This is a genomic window from Aquimarina longa SW024 (assembly GCF_001401755.1).
Lineage (GTDB): Bacteria > Bacteroidota > Bacteroidia > Flavobacteriales > Flavobacteriaceae > Aquimarina > Aquimarina longa.
In genome coordinates, this window is sequence record NZ_AVQK01000023.1 from 79,854 (window position 1) to 99,362 (window position 19,509).

15 protein-coding genes are annotated in these 19,509 nt (G+C 32.0%); 7 read left to right on the top strand and 8 right to left on the bottom strand.

Going from position 1 to position 19,509, the window contains the following annotated elements; all coding sequences use genetic code 11:
- The first annotated feature begins 300 nt into the window (after positions 1-300).
- The 6 genes from N456_RS05100 to N456_RS24250 all read left to right on the top strand — a co-directional run bounded on the left by N456_RS05100 (position 301) and on the right by N456_RS24250 (position 7,940).
- Positions 301-1,806 carry a hypothetical protein gene (locus N456_RS05100; protein WP_062054594.1) on the top strand — a complete coding sequence of 502 codons (1,506 nt, stop codon included), beginning with the start codon at positions 301-303 and terminating at the stop codon, positions 1,804-1,806.
- Between the two features lie 127 nt (positions 1,807-1,933).
- Positions 1,934-2,305, top strand: a complete 372-nt coding sequence (locus N456_RS05105) for a BlaI/MecI/CopY family transcriptional regulator (protein ID WP_062054596.1) — start codon at positions 1,934-1,936, stop codon at positions 2,303-2,305.
- Positions 2,302-4,164: a M56 family metallopeptidase gene (locus N456_RS05110; protein WP_082422437.1), complete on the top strand. Its 1,863-nt coding sequence runs from the start codon at positions 2,302-2,304 to the stop codon at positions 4,162-4,164. Before N456_RS05105 ends, N456_RS05110 begins: the two co-directional genes overlap by 4 nt.
- Before the next feature lie 150 nt (positions 4,165-4,314).
- Positions 4,315-5,415: a DUF4407 domain-containing protein gene (locus N456_RS05115; RefSeq protein ID WP_062054600.1), complete on the top strand. Its 1,101-nt coding sequence runs from the start codon at positions 4,315-4,317 to the stop codon at positions 5,413-5,415.
- Between the two features lie 571 nt (positions 5,416-5,986).
- Positions 5,987-7,633, top strand: a complete 1,647-nt coding sequence (locus N456_RS05120) for an AraC family transcriptional regulator (protein WP_158447829.1) — start codon at positions 5,987-5,989, stop codon at positions 7,631-7,633.
- A 133-nt stretch (positions 7,634-7,766) separates the two neighbouring features.
- Positions 7,767-7,940, top strand: a complete 174-nt coding sequence (locus tag N456_RS24250; protein WP_158447830.1) for a hypothetical protein — start codon at positions 7,767-7,769, stop codon at positions 7,938-7,940.
- 74 nt (positions 7,941-8,014) lie between these two features.
- Here the strand turns inward: N456_RS24250 and N456_RS05125 are convergent, their stop codons facing one another.
- The 4 genes from N456_RS05125 to N456_RS05140 form a co-directional block, all read right to left on the bottom strand.
- A complete protein-coding gene (locus N456_RS05125) occupies positions 8,015-9,262 on the bottom strand; it encodes an NAD(P)/FAD-dependent oxidoreductase (protein WP_062054604.1) in 1,248 nt (415 codons plus the stop codon).
- 41 nt (positions 9,263-9,303) lie between these two features.
- The gene (locus N456_RS05130; protein WP_062054606.1) at positions 9,304-10,314 is read right to left on the bottom strand and encodes a 4-hydroxyproline epimerase; all 1,011 of its coding nucleotides are present in this window, start codon (positions 10,312-10,314) and stop codon (positions 9,304-9,306) included.
- A gap of 39 nt (positions 10,315-10,353) precedes the next feature.
- Positions 10,354-11,937, bottom strand: coding sequence for an aldehyde dehydrogenase (NADP(+)) (locus tag N456_RS05135; RefSeq protein ID WP_062054608.1), 1,584 nt, complete (start codon positions 11,935-11,937; stop codon positions 10,354-10,356).
- Positions 11,938-12,072: 135 nt separating this feature from the next.
- Positions 12,073-12,996 (bottom strand): dihydrodipicolinate synthase family protein, encoded by a 924-nt coding sequence (locus N456_RS05140; protein WP_062054610.1) that lies wholly within the window; start codon positions 12,994-12,996, stop codon positions 12,073-12,075.
- A gap of 271 nt (positions 12,997-13,267) precedes the next feature.
- Here N456_RS05140 and N456_RS05145 point away from each other — a divergent pair, with 271 nt between their 5' ends.
- Positions 13,268-14,125 carry an AraC family transcriptional regulator gene (locus N456_RS05145; protein WP_062054612.1) on the top strand — a complete coding sequence of 286 codons (858 nt, stop codon included), beginning with the start codon at positions 13,268-13,270 and terminating at the stop codon, positions 14,123-14,125.
- 47 nt (positions 14,126-14,172) lie between these two features.
- On the opposite strand, the gene N456_RS05150 is transcribed toward N456_RS05145, so the two are convergent.
- The 4 genes from N456_RS05150 to N456_RS05165 all read right to left on the bottom strand — a co-directional run bounded on the left by N456_RS05150 (position 14,173) and on the right by N456_RS05165 (position 19,353).
- On the bottom strand, positions 14,173-14,985 hold the full coding sequence (locus tag N456_RS05150; protein WP_062054614.1) for a DUF3050 domain-containing protein: 813 nt from the start codon (positions 14,983-14,985) through the stop codon (positions 14,173-14,175).
- 616 nt (positions 14,986-15,601) lie between these two features.
- Entirely contained in the window at positions 15,602-16,765 is a 1,164-nt protein-coding gene (locus tag N456_RS05155) for an alpha/beta hydrolase fold domain-containing protein (RefSeq protein ID WP_062054616.1), read from the bottom strand.
- Between the two features lie 69 nt (positions 16,766-16,834).
- Positions 16,835-18,034: a hypothetical protein gene (locus tag N456_RS05160; protein ID WP_148639196.1), complete on the bottom strand. Its 1,200-nt coding sequence runs from the start codon at positions 18,032-18,034 to the stop codon at positions 16,835-16,837.
- 263 nt (positions 18,035-18,297) lie between these two features.
- Positions 18,298-19,353, bottom strand: a complete 1,056-nt coding sequence (locus N456_RS05165; RefSeq protein WP_062054620.1) for a helix-turn-helix domain-containing protein — start codon at positions 19,351-19,353, stop codon at positions 18,298-18,300.
- Between the last annotated feature and the right edge of the window lie 156 nt (positions 19,354-19,509).

The following is a 19,509-nucleotide window of genomic DNA, read 5'->3' on the forward strand; positions in this document are numbered from 1 at the left end:
TAGTATCAATCTATAAATACTGCAATGGCGTTATCTTGATTTTTAATCAGAATAACGCTATTCTTTTTTACTATTATTTAGATGTTTTTCTGGTTTTGACAGAAATAGCTTATTAAAACAATAATAACTAGCTCTTTTTATCGAAAATATAGAATACATTATTCCTTTTCATTTTTTTCATTGTAAATTCATAGAAAGATAATTCCTCTATACTTTTCTTGTTTTACAATTTGCACACATATGTTCTTTTACACTAACAATATATTCTTAAAATCAATTTCAATCCTAAAAAATGTAATAATGAAAAAAATGACAATAGGTCTTTCAGCTTTATTAAGCATAACATTCACTTTTGCTCAAACTAATGTTACAGAAACCAACCAGACAGGTAAAAACAATGAGATAGAAACTTTACAAAAAGGAAGTAAGAATTCTTTAATGATCACCCAAGATGGAGATCTTAATAAATCAGAAGTAAAGCAAGGTACAGAAGGTACATTGGCAGAAAATGGTATGATTGATCAAACCCAAACTGGAAATGACAATAGTGTATATGTTATACAACAAGGAAATCTTAATAAAGTGAATCAAAATCAGTTAGGATCATTTAATACTGCAGAAGCATATCAATATTCTAATATTTTAGAAAGTGAAATTACACAAACACAGATAGGAAGTAATAACCGTGTAATTGCTACTCAAGGAACAGATGAATTATTTTTCGAAAATAGTAAGAATACTATTGTTCAATCACAGAATGGAGAGTTTAATACCGTAGAAGCAAATCAATCTAGTAATGATGGTCAACAAAGTATTGTACAAAATCAAGAAGGTGAGTTTAATCATGCAGAAGCTTCTCAAGAATCATTTTTTGGAAGCAATAATATAATTGACCAGAAGCAAAATGGAGAAAATAATAGAGCAGAAGCAACTCAATCAGAAGGGCATTTTACTAAAAATAGTATTGTACAATATCAAAAGGGGGCTGATAACATTATGGAAGCTAGTCAATCACTTTTTAGATTTGGTTTTGAAGAATTAAAAATAGATCAATCTCAGATCGGTAATCAAAATATAGCAAAAGCAATCCAAAAAAATGGGTATGCTATTACACAAAATCAAACAGGAGACTTTAATCAAGTATATGCCGAACAGAATAATACGACTCCGGCTATAATCACCCAAAATCAGGATGGAATAAAAAATAGTGCAACTGCTATTCAAAAAGGAAAACCAACAGGAGGAGTAATGTTTTCTAATATTACTCAATATCAAAAAGGAGAAGATAATCAGACTTATGCAAGTCTAGAGGGTAGAGGTACCATTAACCAAAAACAAGAAGGTTTAAGGAATAATGCTTCTGTAACTAGTCTGGGGCTGAATATTAATGGTATTCAAGTTCAAAAAGGAAACGATAATAAAGCAACTATAACTAATGAAGGATATAGATCTAGTGTGACACAAAATCAAACAGGAGACTTTAATGAAACCATAGCAATACAAAGTGGATTTTTTATTAATAAGATTACACAAACTCAAGAAGGGATACGTAATAATATAGAAGGTGTGCAGTATGGTGAAAAACACTTATTATCGCAACTACAACAAGGAAATGAAAATACAATAACCTCTATCCAAGATGGATTCTTAAATAATACTAGTGCAATCCAAAAAGGTGATTTTAACACTATCAATACAACACAAAATGGAACTACTAATACGTTGACAATTATACAAAATGGAACTGCATTATCAGCAATAATAAAACAAGAAGGAAAAGGAAACAAGGCTGTTATTTCTCAATAATCTTTTCCTTTTTTTTAAATAGACTTGATTAAGACATCCTACTTATCAAGTCTATTTTTTTTGATTTTTTTTGGAAATATAAAATAATACTCTACATTTGTAGAATAAACTCTAATAATGTAGAACAATGCAGTTATCAAAAACCGAAGAACAAGTAATGCAATATCTTTGGAAACTAGAGAAAGCTTTTATGAAGGATATATTAGATGCTTTCCCAGAACCAAAACCTGCAACTACAACAGTAGCTACATTACTTAAGAGAATGACCGATAAAGGTTTTGTAACGTATACCCTGTATGGTAAATCAAGAGAGTATTATCCGTTGGTTAAAAAAACTGATTATTTTTCTAAGCATGTAAATGGGTTAATTAAGAATTTTTTTAATGATTCTGCCTCACAATTTGCATCATTTTTTACTTCAGAAACGAACTTATCTACCTCAGAATTAGAGGATCTAAAAAAAATAGTTGATGAACAAATCCAAAAACAGAAAAAATGATTGTATACATCCTAAAATCATCTCTTTGTCTGTTGCTATTATGGGGTTTTTATACGCTATTTTTAGAACGAGAACAAATGCATCATTTTAAAAGATTTTACCTCCTTTTTAGTTTAGTTTTTGCATATACGATTCCTCTAATTACGATAACATATACAACTGATGCTACAATTAGTTCTGATGAGTTCCAACACCCTATAACTTATGTAACACAAACAGACCGGATACAACCAGAAGAAGCTTCTATAAACTATATTCTTATATTGCTATGGACTGTTTACGGGATAGGTGTTCTTGTTTTTGCTATTAGATTTATAAAAAACATATCTAATTTGATTAAAAAGGTAAGAAGAAATGAAAATTTAAAAGAACCTTCGCATATTAATGTCCTTCTTAGTAACACAATCATACCACACACTTTTTTAAAATACATATTTGTTCCCAAAAAAGAATTTCAGAAAAAGGTTATCCCACAAGAAGTATTATTACATGAGAAAACTCATGTACAACAAAAACATACATTAGATATTTTACTTGTTGAGGTTTTACAAATACTTTTTTGGTTCAATCCACTATGGTTTTTAATTAAAAAATCAATTCGATTAAACCATGAATTTCTTGCAGATCAAAAAGTATTGAAACAACAATTTTCAATACCTCATTATATGAACATACTTGTTAATTATCCAAGCAGTACTCATCAAACTGTATTAACGAGTCCTATTAATTATTCATTAACCAAAAAACGAATCCTTATGATGTCACAACAATTTTCTAGAACCAGAGCAGCAGCTCGATTACTGCTGCTCTTACCTATCCTTCTAGGCTGCATGTTACTGTTTAATAACAAAATTATAGCACAGCAGAAGAATCCTCAGTACACAGAGCCCGTAACGCAAACAGATTCTGATAAACAGATTAAAATCCGTATCAAAAATAAACAGATTACAGTAAATGGTACTGCTACAAAATTCTCTGATTTTGTAAGTACTATAGACGATATGACAAAACAATGGGATGATGATGAACTTAGCAGATTTCAGTTTGATATTCAGATTATGAATTCAGAAGATGCATTTGTTCAGCAACTTAATGAAGCATACAGAAAAACAAGATTATATAAAGCAAATCCTAGTGGTCATGATTTAATACCTCCTCCTCCCCCACTTCCGGAAACTCTAAAAATGAAAAAAGAGGAGACTAGTCATACTTCTACTCCACTAGCGCTAAAAGTAAAAAAAGATAAAAAAAATGTTATTCCATCTCCACCAATGCCAACTGCACCTCTAGCACCATTTTCGCATTCGGTAGATATCGATATGGAAGATATAGAAAATGAAGTAGCGTTGGCAACGATAGAAACAGAGCAAGAAATAGCAATGACAATGGCAGAAGAAGTAGAAGAGATAAAAGCTATGGCTATGGAAAAAGCCAAAGAAGCTAGAATGATTGCCATGGAAGAAGCCGAAGAAGCTAGAATGATTGCTATGGAAGAAGCTAGAGAAGTTAGAGAAGTTAGAGAGGCTATATTAGAAGAAGTACATAGAGTACAGGAAAGATCTCATGAAATACGTGAAGAAGCGATGAGAGAAATCGAAAGATCAAGAGCTGAAATTGAAAAACATAGAGAAATCCATATTAGAAAAGCTAAGGAACATGCAAAACGAGTACAAAAGCATGCAAAGTATACGGCAAGTAAAGCAAGAAAGAAAGCAGAAAAAGCTCGAAGAAAAGCTATAGAGAAAGCTCGAAAAATACACGATATCGCCAGAAAAGAAGCAATGAGCGCTAGAAAAGAGGTTCGTAAAGCTATACTAGAAGCTAAAAAAGAACAAAAAAAAAATAGTAGAGAAAATTAGAACAAAAACACGAGATACTATTATATGTTTTCTGAATGAATTGTAATTAGATCTCATAGGTTTTAAAACCTATGAGATCTAAATTTTTACACAACATTTATTTGTAAATCAGCGTTATATGGAGTATCAATCAAAAAACCCTTAGATGTTATGTTAAAACGTTTTTTTATTTTATGTTCAGGAGCTGATGCAGATATATTGTCTGATAGTTCTGCTGGAGAGCAAAATAAGTATGCTGGTATCGGAGCTACTGTTTTTTTTACTGCTGTGATGGCTTTTGTCGCTGCTAGTTATGCCTTATATACTGTATTTGATACGTACATTGCTGCCATTTTCTTTGGATTACTATGGGGATTACTCATTTTTAATCTAGATAGATTTATTGTATCAACTATTAAGAAAAAAGATAATTTTATGGATGAACTGATGCAAGCTTCTCCTAGAATTATTTTAGCTATAATCATCGCTATTGTCATTGCTAAACCTTTAGAATTAAAGATTTTTGAAAAAGAAATCGATAGAGTATTACTAGAACAAAAGAATGATTTTACATTAGCTAATAAAGAGCAAATAGCGACGCAATATAATCCAGCGATTGCTACAATCGATGCTGAAATAGGTGCACTTAAAAAAGAAATAACTCTTAAAGAGACAGAGGTCAATACGCTTTATGAAACCTATATTGCCGAGGCTGAAGGTAGAAAAGGAACAGAAGTTATTGGAAAAGGACCTGTATATAAAGAAAAGCGAGAAAAACATGATGCTACTTTGGCAGAGTTCGCTGAATTAAAGAAAACAAATGCAGAAAAAATCACTGCATTAGAACTAAAAAAAGCTGAATTAGCTACTGAGTATACTACTCAGGTAAACACTTCACAACCGATTATCGATAACTTTGATGGATTAATGGCTAGGGTAAATGCTCTGAATAAATTACCTTGGCTGCCTTCGTTTTTTATCTTTTTACTATTTCTAGCGATAGAAACTTCTCCCATTTTTGCAAAATTACTTTCACCCAAAGGGGAATATGATTATAAGTCAGAAGATGTAGAGAATGAAATAAAAACTTGGGTAGCCCAAAAAGAGGATCAACGAAAAGCATTATTAGAAACAGATCACGCCATTAATGATAAGGTATATGGAGATCTTACCAAAGAAGAAGAACTATATGCTTATAAGAAGAAAATTGCCCGAGAAATGATGAAAAAACAACAAGATGCTTTTTATAAACGACAAATAGAGGGCTTATAACAGACCCTAAAATTTATTCAATACTTTTTACTGCCTAAAAAAAATAGACCTTACAAGATTATAAAAATCTTCTGTAAGGTCTATTATTGTCTAATAATGTGATAAAAAAGACTGTTCATTAATGTCCTAAGTGATAGATATGTCTTTAACGCTATTCTTAATCTATAACTCTTTACTGTATCGTTAATAACCTAGCGTTTTTTATATAGAACCTTTAATTGGGTAAATGTTAATAGATTTTTTTTTACTAGTGATCCTAATCATAAATATAAGACAGAACAATAACCAAAATTGTTCTTTAAGAAGAGAAGTAGCTTAGTATTTATAAATTCTGATAAGTATATTTATAAATTTTAACCATTGTTTATTTCAGTATATTCTTTATAAATATGTTTGTTTCTAAAAAAACGGTTTTATGATTTGCTACTAAAACCACCTTTTATTTATAAGGTTATCCCTTATATTGCTATTGATTTTTATAACCCCTATTTTAAACATAAGAATGAAGAATATTTATCCTATTATTTTAATTTTTATAATCCTGGTTTCCCTACCTAAAAAAGGAGTTAGTATGCCAACTAAAAAAGGGGGTAGTGAAAAAGAATATTCAGTTTCTGATTCTTTAGATTATAAATCATTTGATGAACTGCGAACGCTTTTTATTAAACATTATAAAGATTCGGTTTTTATAAACAAATTATCTAATACATACCTTATTAGAGCAAAGAAAAATAAGAATCGTATTGAAATAGCAAATGGATATCAGATATTCTTTGAAATGAATGTAAATAATCCAAAAGTTGCGTTGGCATACACGGATTCTATGATAAATATCACTAAAGGAATAAAAAATGAATTCTATCCCGCGAGAGGTTATTTGTTAAAAGGTTATCTTTTACAAAGATTAGAAAAATATAATGAAGCTTTAACCTCGTATTTGATTTCAAAAAAACATGCAGAGATCAATCAGAATATGAGCCATATCATTGCTATAACCCATAATATTGCGATCCTGAAAAGCACCTTAGGAAAAGATGAGGAATCTTTAGAGATTTATAAAAAAAACTTAAAGCTCTTATCCACTGAGGATACTATTGATAAATTCAGATCCCATTATATAGCGACTCTTTGTAAACTGTCCGATAGTTATAATTTATTTAAAAAATATGATACCGCACATTTTTATCTAAAAAAAGGTATTGCATCTTCGCTATCAAGGGGTATTCCGCATTCTTATTCTGAATTACTTTCATCCTATGGAGTGAATAGTTATTTTAGAAAAGACTATACCGTAGCGCAGGATAGTTTAAAAAAATCCCTATCATTATCCCAAAAAAGCCCATATACTAACGTACTCATTACCTATTTATATTTAGGAAAAACATTACTACAACTAAATAAGGAAGAAAAAGCTATTGGTTATTTAAAAAAAATAGACTCCGCAGTACATATTCCTAATTATATATTAGAAACCAGAGAAGCGTTTACTTTGCTCATAGATCATTATAAAAAGAAAGAGGATAGAGAAAATCAGCTAAGGGTTATGGAAAAATTGATAAAGCTAGATAGTAGTCTCTCTATAAAACATAAAAAATTACAGATAGATATTATAAAAAAGTATGACAATGTACAACTGATCAAAGAAAAAGAACAATTAATACATAGCATCAAGAATCGTAGTAAAATAAAGATATATCAATTATGGTTCTTTGGAGGAGTAACAATTACATTGATAAGCTTAGGATATTTTTATTATTATAAAAAAAGAAAGAAAAATTATGAAAGAGCATATCAAGAAAAGTTACTAAATACAGAACATCTAACTAAAAAGAAAACACAGAAAACAAAAGATATTGAACTGGCACCAGAATTAAGAGACGATATTCTAAAAAAACTTGAAGATTTTGAGAAGAATAGAATTTATTTAAAAAATGATTTAACCATGTCGAAAGTTGCCAAAAAGCTAAAAACAAATTCGACATACTTATCCAAGATTATTAATATAAATAAACAAAAAAATTTCGCCAATTACATTAATGATTTACGTATAGAATATTGTGTAGAACAAATAAAAAAAAATAAAAAATTTAGACACTATTCTATAACGTCGATGGCAAAAGAAGTAGGTTTTAATAATATACAGTCTTTTGTAAAAGCATTTTATAAAAAAAATGGTTGTAACCCTACTGAATACATAAAAAAATCTGACAATAAGTGAATTATGTGATTGAAGTGCTTGATAAAAACCACTAAAGATTTATAAATTTTACCCAAAACATAAAGGAATTTATATAAACAATTAATGTTTGTTAGTTACATTTACATTACAACAAAATTCAAATTAACTCATCATGAAAACAACTAAAAAGGTAAAGCTCGAATTAAAAAAAATTAATGTAACCAAACTTTCCGACTCTAATATAGCTAACATAAAAGGAGGGCGTATGAAAGAACTCATTAAAGTTCACGGTACAGAAGGTAGTTTGATCTCTCGTATTATAAACGGGGTGAAGTATTCATGCTAATAGATAATATAATCTTTTATAGGTTCTATCGTAGAAAACAAAAAACCTACTTTGACTAGTAGAAGCATGTATGATTAAAATCTACGATCTGGATGGTAAGGCTCTAGATTCAAAGAAGGTTTTTGATCAGAAATAATTTCTGAAACCAGTTTTCCTGTGGATGGTCCCATGCTCCACCCCATCATAGCATGTCCTGTAGCTATGGTTAAATTCTTACATCTAGTGGATTTACCAATATATGGAATACCATCCGGAGAAACAGGTCTGAGTCCACAGGCAACAGCCTCTTTTTCTTCACTAGAAAGTTTAATTTCAGGGTAGTATCGTTGTGTTGCGTTTGCAATCGCTTCAACTCGTACTTTATTAATGGTATGATTGATTCCTGTTATTTCCATAGTACCCGCAAATCTGGTAAACCCTTGCATTGGCGTTATAGCGACTTTAGCTTCGGCTAATATAGCGGGTATCGTAATCCCTAATTCTCTTTTAGAATTGATACGATATCCTTTTCCTGCTTCTAGTAGTATTTGAATACCTAGTTTTTTACTTAGTAAATGAGACCAAGATCCTGCAGCTAATACAAATTCATCTGCTGTATATGATTTGTTTTTAGTAGCTATTAAAGTAATTTCATTGTTTTTAATAATGATATCAACTACTTTTTCATTTTTAAGAATTTGTACTCCGGATGCTTTAAGAAATGTTTTCATTTCATCCATAAATGTCTGTGGAGTAGTATGCCAATCGCATTGATAATGTACAGCTCCTTTAGCATTTAATTGCACATTAGGCTCTATTTTTTTTAATTCATCGAGTGAGAGTTCTCGTGTAGGTAATCCTTCTTTAGCGGCGATTTTAGCAATATGAGTTTCTTCTTCTAACATCTTTTCGGTTTGGCAGACCATTAAAAGCCCTTTCTTTTCTAATTGAAAAGAAAATTTCTCTTCTGATTTTATTTCAGCATATAGATCTCTACCCAATATGGCAATATCTTTAATCGCAGCAATACCATTAGTTACATTTTTTGTAGAGCAAGATGTATTAAAAGCCCACCCCCATTGCAGAAAATCTGAGTTAAGACGTGGTTTTATAAATAGTGGGCTAGAAGGGTTAAACATCCATTTTAGTCCCTTTTTCATCATACCCGGCGCCGCAAGAGGAATAATATGACTGGGAGAAAGATACCCTGCATTGACATACGAGGCTCCAGAATCCATAGAAGACTGATCCAGAATAGTAACCTGATGCCCTTCTTTATGTAAATAATAGGCAGAACATAATCCAATGATTCCGCCACCAATGATAATAACTTCTTTATTCATAATTATATGTTTTACTTATTTAGATTGATCTAAAACATTTCTCAAATAACCTGAAAACCATGCGCATAAGGATCGTCTTCCTTATCAATACTAATGGTATTATATCCATAAATTTTTGCCCAACCTTGTATACTGGGTATGATTGCTTTGATGCCCTTTAGTTCTGTTTCTTCTACTATTCTACCGATGAATGTACTGCCTATAAAACTTTCATGGATAAATTCTTCTCCTTTTTTTAATTTGCCTTTAGCATGTAGCTGTGCTATTCGGGCAGAAGTTCCTGTTCCACAGGGAGAACGATCAATAGCTTTATCTCCATAAAAAACAGCATTTCTACCTGAAGACTCTGGATGGATAGGATTCCCTGTCCAGAGGATATGACTAACATCTCTTATGGTGTCATTTTCTGGATGGATAAATGTATTCGGATACTTTGTATTGATACGTTTTCTTATAACCTGAGAGTATTGAATCAGTTTGCTTGCTGTAAAATTATGAACCCCACTAAAGTTTTTTTGAGGATCTATGATTGCATAAAAATTTCCTCCATAAGCCACATCAAAAGTCAGTGTTCCTAGTTCTGGGCATTCTATGGTTAGTTCTTCTGCTGCTAGATATGATTTTACATTTATAAATTTTACCCAATCTACCTTTTTATCAGTTTGTTGGTATGTTATCTCTACAAGTCCTGCAGGAGCCTCCATTCTAATTTTTCCTGAAGTTTTAGGTACTATTAATCCTTCTTCAATAGCAATTGTAATGGCTCCGATAGTACCATGACCGCACATGGGTAGACATCCAGAGGTTTCTATAAATAAAATAGCTAAGTCATTATCAGGGTGGTGTGGTTCGAATAAGAAACTCCCACTCATCATATCATGTCCGCGGGGTTCAAACATTAATCCTTTTCTAATCCAGTCATATGCTTCAAGAAAGTGTTGACGTTTTTCACTCATCGTTTCTCCGATAAGATTAGGTCTTCCGGTAGTTACTACTCGCACAGGATTTCCGCAAGTATGTGCATCGATACACTTAAAGATTGTTTTAGCCATTTTTTTGCCTTTTGGATATGCGTATTGATTGTAAAACCATCAAATTTTGGAACTGGTACGGTTTCCATCAATGATTCTAGAAATCCCTAGTGGGTTTTCATTTTTAAGTGTGTCAGGTAATAACTCGTTAGGCCAGCTTTGGTAGCTAAATGGTCGCACCCATCGTTTAATAGATTGAACCCCTACTGCTGTAAATCGGCTATCTGTAGAGGCTGGATATGGACCACCATGTAGCATTGCAGGACATACTTCTACTCCTGTAGGAACACCATTAAAAATGATTCTTCCTACTCGATTTTGTAATGCATCAATAACGGTATTATACCTTGATATTTCTTCTTTTTCTGCAATAATAGTACCTGTTAGTTGACCATCGAGCGTATTGATTATGGTTTCTAACTCCTCAATATCTTTGCATTGTACAACTATAGAAAATGGTCCAAATACTTCTTGATGTAATATTTTATTTTCTAAAAACGTTTTTCCTGCTACTGTAGTTACGGTTTGCCTAGCATGGTTTATAGCGATATCATTCTCTAAATTAGCTGTAACTGATATTCCTTTTTGTTGTAACACATTTGTTTTGTTTCTTTCGTAATTACTAATGATATTAGGGTGTAACATGCAAGAAGGTTTGATTTTTATAATCTCATCAGAAAGTACTTTTATAAAATGATCCAGATTTTTTCCTTTAACTCCTAAAATCAATCCCGGATTTGTACAAAACTGTCCTGCCCCTAATGTGATTGATTTTGCATAGGTCTTTGCTATATCTGCGCTTCTGGCAGTCATTGCTTCTGGTAATAAAATGACTGGATTAATACTTCCCATTTCTGCAAATACGGGGATTGGTTCTGGTCGTTGTGATGCTAGATCAAGTAATGCTCTACCTCCTTTAATACTACCGGTAAAACCGACTGCTTTTACCTTAGGGTGCTTTACTAATTGAACCCCTATTTCAATACCGGAACTATTAAGGTTAGAGAATACTCCTTCTGGCATTCCTGTTTTTATAGCAGCTTTATTAATTGCAGAAGCTACTAATTCTCCTGTTCCTGCATGCATAGGGTGCGACTTTACAATCACTGGGCATCCTGCTGCAAATGCTGCTGCGGTATCACCTCCAGCGGTAGCATATGCTAACGGGAAGTTACTAGCTCCAAATACGACTACAGGCCCCAATGGTACTAGCATTTTTCGAATATCTTGTTTTGGGATAGGGCTTCTATCCAAATCAGAAGTATCTATAGTTGCATCTACCCAAGAGCCTTCGATGACTAGATCGGCAAATGCTCTTAGTTGCCCTATTGTTCTTCCTCGCTCTCCTTTTGCTCTTCCTTCTGGTAACCCTGTTTCTGATATATAGGTTTCTATTAATAGGTCATCCATAGCTAAAATCTCATCTGCTATAGCATTTAAGAATTTGGCCTTTTTAGAGCCTGACATTTTTTTGAATCCCTCAAAAGCTTCTGATGCTAAGTATACCGCTTTTTCTACTTCTTCTTGCGAGGCTTCAAAAAAAGTAGGTTCATTTTCTATATTGAGCTTAGGGTTAATCGTTTTGTAAGTTACATTCCCTGTACTAGAAAGCTGATTTCCTATATAATTTTTACCTGTTATCATAGTTTATAAATGATTTAGTGTGATAATGGATCATCTCATTGATTATATAAATCCATACTATATATTGTGTTTGTTTTAAAAAAATATCCTTTAGTAAGGTAATGTATATCGTTTTTATGAAATCACTATAGTCTTCTAAGATTGACTCAATAATTTATAATCCGGTAATTTAGGTCTGGTCTTAATTCCATTTTCTATAATTTCTAATACCTTTTTACGCTCATCTCCGACCAGTGGTAATCTGGGAGCACGTACATTTTCTGTACCAATACCTGTAGCTACCTCTGCCAGTTTTATATTCTGTACTAATTTAGCGTTTATATCTAATTCTAGCAATGGTAAAAACCAACGATATATCTGTATGGCTTCTTTAATTTTTCCTGCTTTTTGAAGCTCATAAATTGCTACAGTTTCTTCGGGGAAGGCATCTACCAATCCTGCAACCCAACCATCTGCTCCCATTAGTAAGCTCTCTAGAGCTAGTGTATCAACGCCACTAAGGATTTTTAATCGATCTCCAAATCGATTTTTAATTCGGGTAATGTTAGAAATATCTCTGGTAGATTCTTTTACTGCTTGTATGTTCTCTAGTTTTAGTAGTTCCTCGAACATATCTAAGGTAACTTCAATCTTATAATCGACAGGGTTATTATAAACCATTATAGGAAGATCTGTACTCTGAGCAACTTCTTTAAAATACACTACGGTTTCTCGATCTCCTGCTGTATACCGCATAGGAGGGAGCATCATCAGACCACTGGCTCCATCTTCTTTTGCTTTTTTGGCTGCTTCTATGGCTCCTTTGGTCGTTTGTTCGGCAATATTCATAATAACAGGGACTTTGTCTTTAACAATGTCCACTGTGGTTTTGACTAAAATCCTTTTTTCATCATTAGATAAAGTACTGGCTTCTCCTAGAGTACCGCCAAGTATGATACCATGTACTCCTGCTTCAAGCTGTGTATTGATGTTTATTGTAAACATTGCTAAATCTAATGTATCGTCTTTTGTAAACTTTGTCGTTACCGCAGGCATTACGCCTTTCCAATCTAGTATCATCTTTTATTTTTATTCAAAAGTATTATGAAACCAACAATGTCAATAGTTATAAATTATCTAGATGTAATACTATATTACCTTATATTTGGTTTATAGGCATATAAATGAGTATTATTGATTTAGTTTCAAAAATCTTTTATCGTAAGGTTTTGTAATCAAAGAATACATATAGTTTTCACAAAAGAGGTAAATAGTCTGTAAGAGATTTGCTTTTTTGGTTACTTGTTACTAGTGTTAAAAAAAGTAATTATTTAAATTTTGATGCCGTTGAATGAAAATATTGCCTTTTACAATACCCAAAATTGATACCGATACACTTATTATACAAGAAGATAAGGGGGCTTCATTTTATAATATTTTTCATCAGCACGAGGAGATTCAGATGTCTCTTATTCTATCAGGAGAGGGTAGTTTGATTGTTGGGGATACGATTACAAATTATAAGGCTGATGATATTTTAGTTTTTGGGAGTCAATTACCTCATGTCTTACAAAGTGCTTCATCGGTTGAGGATTCTCATATGATTTCAATATTCTTCACTAAAAAATCATTTGGAGATGATTTTTTTAAACTTAGAGAGTTTAGTCATTTATCTAATTTTTTTGATGCTATATCTTATGGTGTTAAAGTTATTTTAGAAAAAGAAGCATTAAAAAAGGAATTTCTAAAGATTCAAAAGACAAAAAACCGATTAGAACGATTCATTATTTTTTTACAAATCCTAAGATTGTTCTATGTTGCAGAGGTTAGAACATTATCTTCTTCTATCGTTAAAAAAAAATATACCGATAGTGATGGAAAGCGAATTGCTGATGTTTTTCAGTTTGTAATGAATAACTTTCATACGGATATAACTTTACAAGAAGCTTCTAATATTGCTAGTATGACTCCTAATGCGTTTTGCCGTTATTTTAAACAACATACTAATAAGACTTTTTTTCAGTTTCTGACCGAGATTAGGATAGAAAACTCTTGTAGAATTTTATCAAAAAAACCAGATGCTTCTATATCAGAAGCATCTTATGCTAGTGGATTTAAAAATGTATCTAATTTTAATCGTAAGTTTAAATCTCTAAAAGGGGTAACGCCATCGCAGTATAGAAAAGACCTATATATAGCTACTGTTTAGATATATTCTATAGGGATGCAAATCAGGACTACATTTTTTTTCTGGGATTATACTATATGAACTTGCTCTGAGGTTATCGATTTAAAGGTTAATTTTCTTTCTTTAATACGATCTGTTATGCCATTCCACAATTCAATTCTTTTCTCTAGGGATTGTTTGGCAACATGTAATGTTTCTTCCCATTTTTCTGAATCGTTCTGACATAGTTCTTCAATCATTTGTAGCGATAGTGGTCCATGCTCATCTCCATCTAGCTCAATATGCCTGTTTAGATAATACGTTAATTTATTGTATGTTTTGTTTTCGGCATCAGATTTTTTTAGAATTTTGATAAACATATCTGGTATAACGTCTTCTCTACCGAATGTAAATGCTGCTGCAATTAGATGTGGTTTTTTGGTTTGTATTATTTCGAATGAAAACTGAACAAAGTTTATAACTCGTTGATCAATAGTTAACTGATTTAATGTATAATTTACATCATTTCTGGATTCGATTAGAGAAATTAGTGAATCAATCTCTGAGGTATTGGCGTGTATCTGATTCATAGCATCGAGATACATTTCAAAATGACTTTTTGGCTCTCCTAATTCATTAATATCACTTTCTTCTCCATGTACTATTTCATTTATAAACCGAGATAATGTTGGGTTTTTTCGAGGTGTCCAAGGAACTGATACGTTAGTTAATTGTACTTGTATTGCTTTTAATAATGACATAAAATCCCAAACGGCAAAAACATGATATTCCATAAACATCTGTATGTCTTCGATCTCTGTAAGGCATTCATATAATTCATGGTTTCGTAATTGCGTTCTTAGATCTGATAATTCGTTTTCTATATATTGTAATGTATTCATTTGCTATTTTTAGGGTATGCTATATCAGTAGTATATGGTTTCAAAAATCAATAACCTCGGAGCAGTCTCTCACGAGGTATGCTTCCGAAAAAAATATTTTGATGTCGAGGCAATCCTCGGGGAATTAACCCCCCAATGAGGGATTAAAATGGTATTCTTTTTAATTTTTCAAATATATAGAAGCTTTATTTTTGATCCCACATAATCTTTGTTTTTAACGCTAATAGTTCTATTAAGAAGGACGGTCTTCGTAACATAGCGGACAACAATATAAACAAGGCGGATGGTCTTCGTAACATAGCGGACAACGATATAAACAAGGTGGACGGTCTTCGTAACATGGCGGACAACAATATAAACAAGGCGGATGGTCTTCGTAACATAGCGGACAACAATATAAACAAGGCGGACGGTCTTCGTAACATGGCGGACAACGATATAAACAAGGCGGACGGTCTTCGTAACATGGCGGACAACGATATAAACAGGTAGTGTTTAATATAGTGTGTTAACAATATCCGCAGGTATTTTGCTTACAAATACGTATCTAAATAATCTTATTATAGAACTATTGAGAACTGCCATACCAACAGTCTCTTAATTCTTAAATGTATTATTAGTGTAAATGTTTTTTGAAGAAATTAACGATTACATTAAAGGCTTCTCTAGATTCAGATAATTCAACATTTGCTGTGAATACATGACCTACGCCTTCCCATACATGCAGATCAGCTTCTACACCAAGTTTTATCAATTGAGTATGTGTGTAAACGACAGAACTCATATGGAAATCACGAGTGGAAACGATGAGCAAAGATGGTGGGAATTTGGAAAGTATTTCCTTAGAATTTAAAGGAACTAAAAGCGGGTCATCAAAATCTGGGTCGGCTCCATAATAAGGTTCAAAAACAGTGAAAGGAGCAATTCCTTCATGTCCATCTACGGCAGAAATAATGTGCATCGAATCTGTTTTTGGTCTTGGTTCAGCAGCAGCCATGCCAATCATTCCTATGGCTCCAGGATTTGGAAGGTTTTCTTTCTGAAACCATGCCAATGCCTGTGAAACCAATTGTCCACCACCTGCTGTTCCATAAATACCAATATTTTGTGGTTTATATTCTTCTAATAAAGATTTGTATACGGTAGCAACATCTTCACTGGCTGCGGGGAATTGATATTCTGGTCCCATTCTATAGTCAATACTAATCACTTTTATCCCACTTAGGGCGGCAATAGGAATGGATTCTATCCGGCTTGCTGTCTGGGAGTCAAATTGAAAAGCTCCAGAATGTAAATTGATCAAAACCTTGTTTTGGTTTTCTTTCGCAATGCCTTCTTTAGGGGTAAATACTTCAGTGTAAACTCTATTTATGGTGTCGATTTTAATATCTATAGGATACCTTGCAATTGTTTTTTTGTATACTGGTGTGGTATAAAAATGAGCGGCCAGACATTCTCTGTATTGTTTTCTTTCTTTAAGACTGACTCCTTTTTTTGGGGGAGGGCAAGCATGTTGCATTGCTTTCAATGCTTTTACTTTATACGCACGGTGTTCTTTTAAAATAGCCTTGGATTCATCACTTAAGAATTGTGATTCTGGTAACATAAATGAGGGGACATGAATTGTTCCTTCATCATCAATCTGCTGTATTTGAGCTTTGCTTATATAAGTCGTAAGGATAATTGATAGTAGTAATAGAGTATACGTTTTTGTATTCATTTTATTATAGATTTTTAACCCTTGAAAAGATGGAAAATTAAAATCAGAGTTCGTAGCCATGACGATTTCTTCTAAAGTAGAGCGTGGAATTATAAACCTTATTATCTAGGTAATAGAATCCTGCTTTCCTTACTGTATATACCTCACCATAACAGGATTTTTTAGACGTTCATGAAAGTATTTTATTGTTTTTGCTGGGTCTTCTTCATCAATTTTAAATAGGATATAAGCATTCTTTTCGGTGTATTTACTTCCCTTTGGCACGAAGGTGTTTGTACTATGAATAAGTCGTCTATTCCAATACCTCCCATTATTAGCACTTGCAGTAATTTTTGTGTGCTTATTATCGGTGGGAGAATCATCTCCATAAATATTCTTATTATCGTAATGTAATCTTATTGAGCCAAAGGCAAAGGATTTATATTTATTATAAAAAAATAACCATGGCGAGTCATCTGGAATTGGATTTTCATCCAAATAGGTCATCGTGCTTTCTTCATAAAGAGGCAAATGAATAGTGGTTCTCCTAGCTCTGGGAAAGGCTAAATGAGTAAATAGACTATCCATAGTCATCTCATCATTTCTCAAGAGGTTTATAGAATCGTTTTTTGTGAAGAGTATTTCACTTTCAAAGATAAAATATGGGAGACCAGCATAAAATCTATACTTCCCTTTCAGTAAAATATTTTCATACCCCTCAATACGACCACTCCTAAATACACTAAAGTAAAATGGTCCTTTTGTTGAAATAAAAACAGAATCTGGTGAATTGAGGTGAGCCATTGTTTTGTAATCTAAATTTTTCTTACTAAAATTTGGTGCCCAGTGGATTTTTAGATTGGGATTTTTCCGTGCCAATACGACATCGCCAAATTCTTTTAAGGTAAGGTTCCCTAAATGACCAGAACCAAACTTCTGCTGTTTATCTCCCATATATTCTTTTAGGGAAGCTCTATAGTGTTTATTCTCAACAATTAAATCTAAATGACTGCCTCTAATGATGAAATCAGTAGCTGTCTTTATATCCTTATCTGTTTCTGCTTTAATAAAATATTCCTTTGTTTCATGTCCTCCAATAGCAATCGGCAATATACCATGAATCTGATTACTCTTATTAAGATTAGATGCTACTATTTGGACAGGAATTTTTACTTTATCAGTGCTAGAGTATGCATATAACTGATCGTTTTTTTGGCTGAGTTTTAATCTAGGTAAGTTAATAGCGATATACTCTAAAGGTCTTTCTAACCCTTTAGTTTCTTCAACTTTTATTTTTAAAAGAACAACTTCATCCCTATGGCAACCAGATACTAAAATAATCCCTATCATAGGTAGTAAAAAAAAGGAACATCGCCTTTTTATGTCATTTAATCTCTCTTTCGATCTTAGCACTAATTTTTTGATTGGAGGATACCAAACTTTCATGATTCGATTTTAAATTGTCAAAATTGCCTATCCTTATTTAACTTGTATCCGTTTATATAGCTTTATAATGTATATGTTTTCGAATTATTAGGATCATCCAATATTGATAAATTAAAATGAAATGATATGTGTGATTTATAAATAAGCTTGATAAATTTATAAATCCATCAGCTTAGATTATTCATTTTTCTAAACTGCGAAGGTGTTGTTCCTTTAATTTTTTTAAACGAGGTATTAAAAGATGATAAGGTATTAAAACCACAATCATATGCTATTTGTGAGATTTTAATATGACTATAGGAAGAAGATGTGAGCTTAGAAGTGACTTCGTTAATGCGGTACGAATTAATAAAATCAGAAAAATTAGTATTAAATCCTTTATTAATGATGTGAGATGTTAAATATGTGGGTAATGCGATTTGTTTTGACAATTTATCCAAAGTAAAGCTAGCATTAAGGTAAGGTTTTTCTGATATCATAATTTGAATAATCTTATTTTGATAATGGGTAAACTCTTGATTCGTAATATTTATATTTTGGTATTTAGAGTTAGTTTCTTTCTCTTCAAAAATACTTTGGTTTAAAAATGCATAGAATGCAATTATATATATATAAACAGCATAAATAATAGGTCCTAATAGATATGGAGATAACCCTAATATATAGTTTGAAAAATAAGCTAATTGTATACTTGCACCGCCAATAAATAAGATCAACAACCAGTACTTTTTTTCTTTTTTAATAGTAAATGTATGTTTATCCATCTTCCTCAAAAAAAGTAATAGCATCCCAAAAGTTAAAGTGGTATAGGTTAATTGATGGTATAATAAAAAAGAGTATCCTCCTAGATGCCAAAAATTACTTCCATTTATTCTAAAAAGAAAAGGGAGTAGTACCAAAGAAGGAGCAAAGTGGAGGTAATTTAGTACATGCCATTTTTTTGGTTTAATAATATATAAGAAATATAAAAGTAATGTTGGAGCGGTAGCATAATGGGCTATAAAACCAATATTTATAAACCAATCAGGAAGTGTATCTAAATATACCCATAATAGAGATTTAATAACTCTTATCGTAATAAGAAAAAAGAAAACAGAAAGAAGTGTGTTTGTAGTATGGTGTTTTTTACCAAAAAACAGATAGATGGTCAAAAATGCACTTTGAATAGCTCCAAAACTACCTAATAAAAGTTCAATCTCTTTTGATATTTTTAATGTTTTCAAATCGGTATGTGGTTGAAGTAGTAAATTACAACATTTAGATTAATCAATTATAATTAATCTTTATTTATGTATTCTGACTCAAAAAAGGGTAAATGCTGTATCCAGAGGTCGTACCACTTCTAAAGATAAAATAGAAAAACATACTCCTGCTATTCT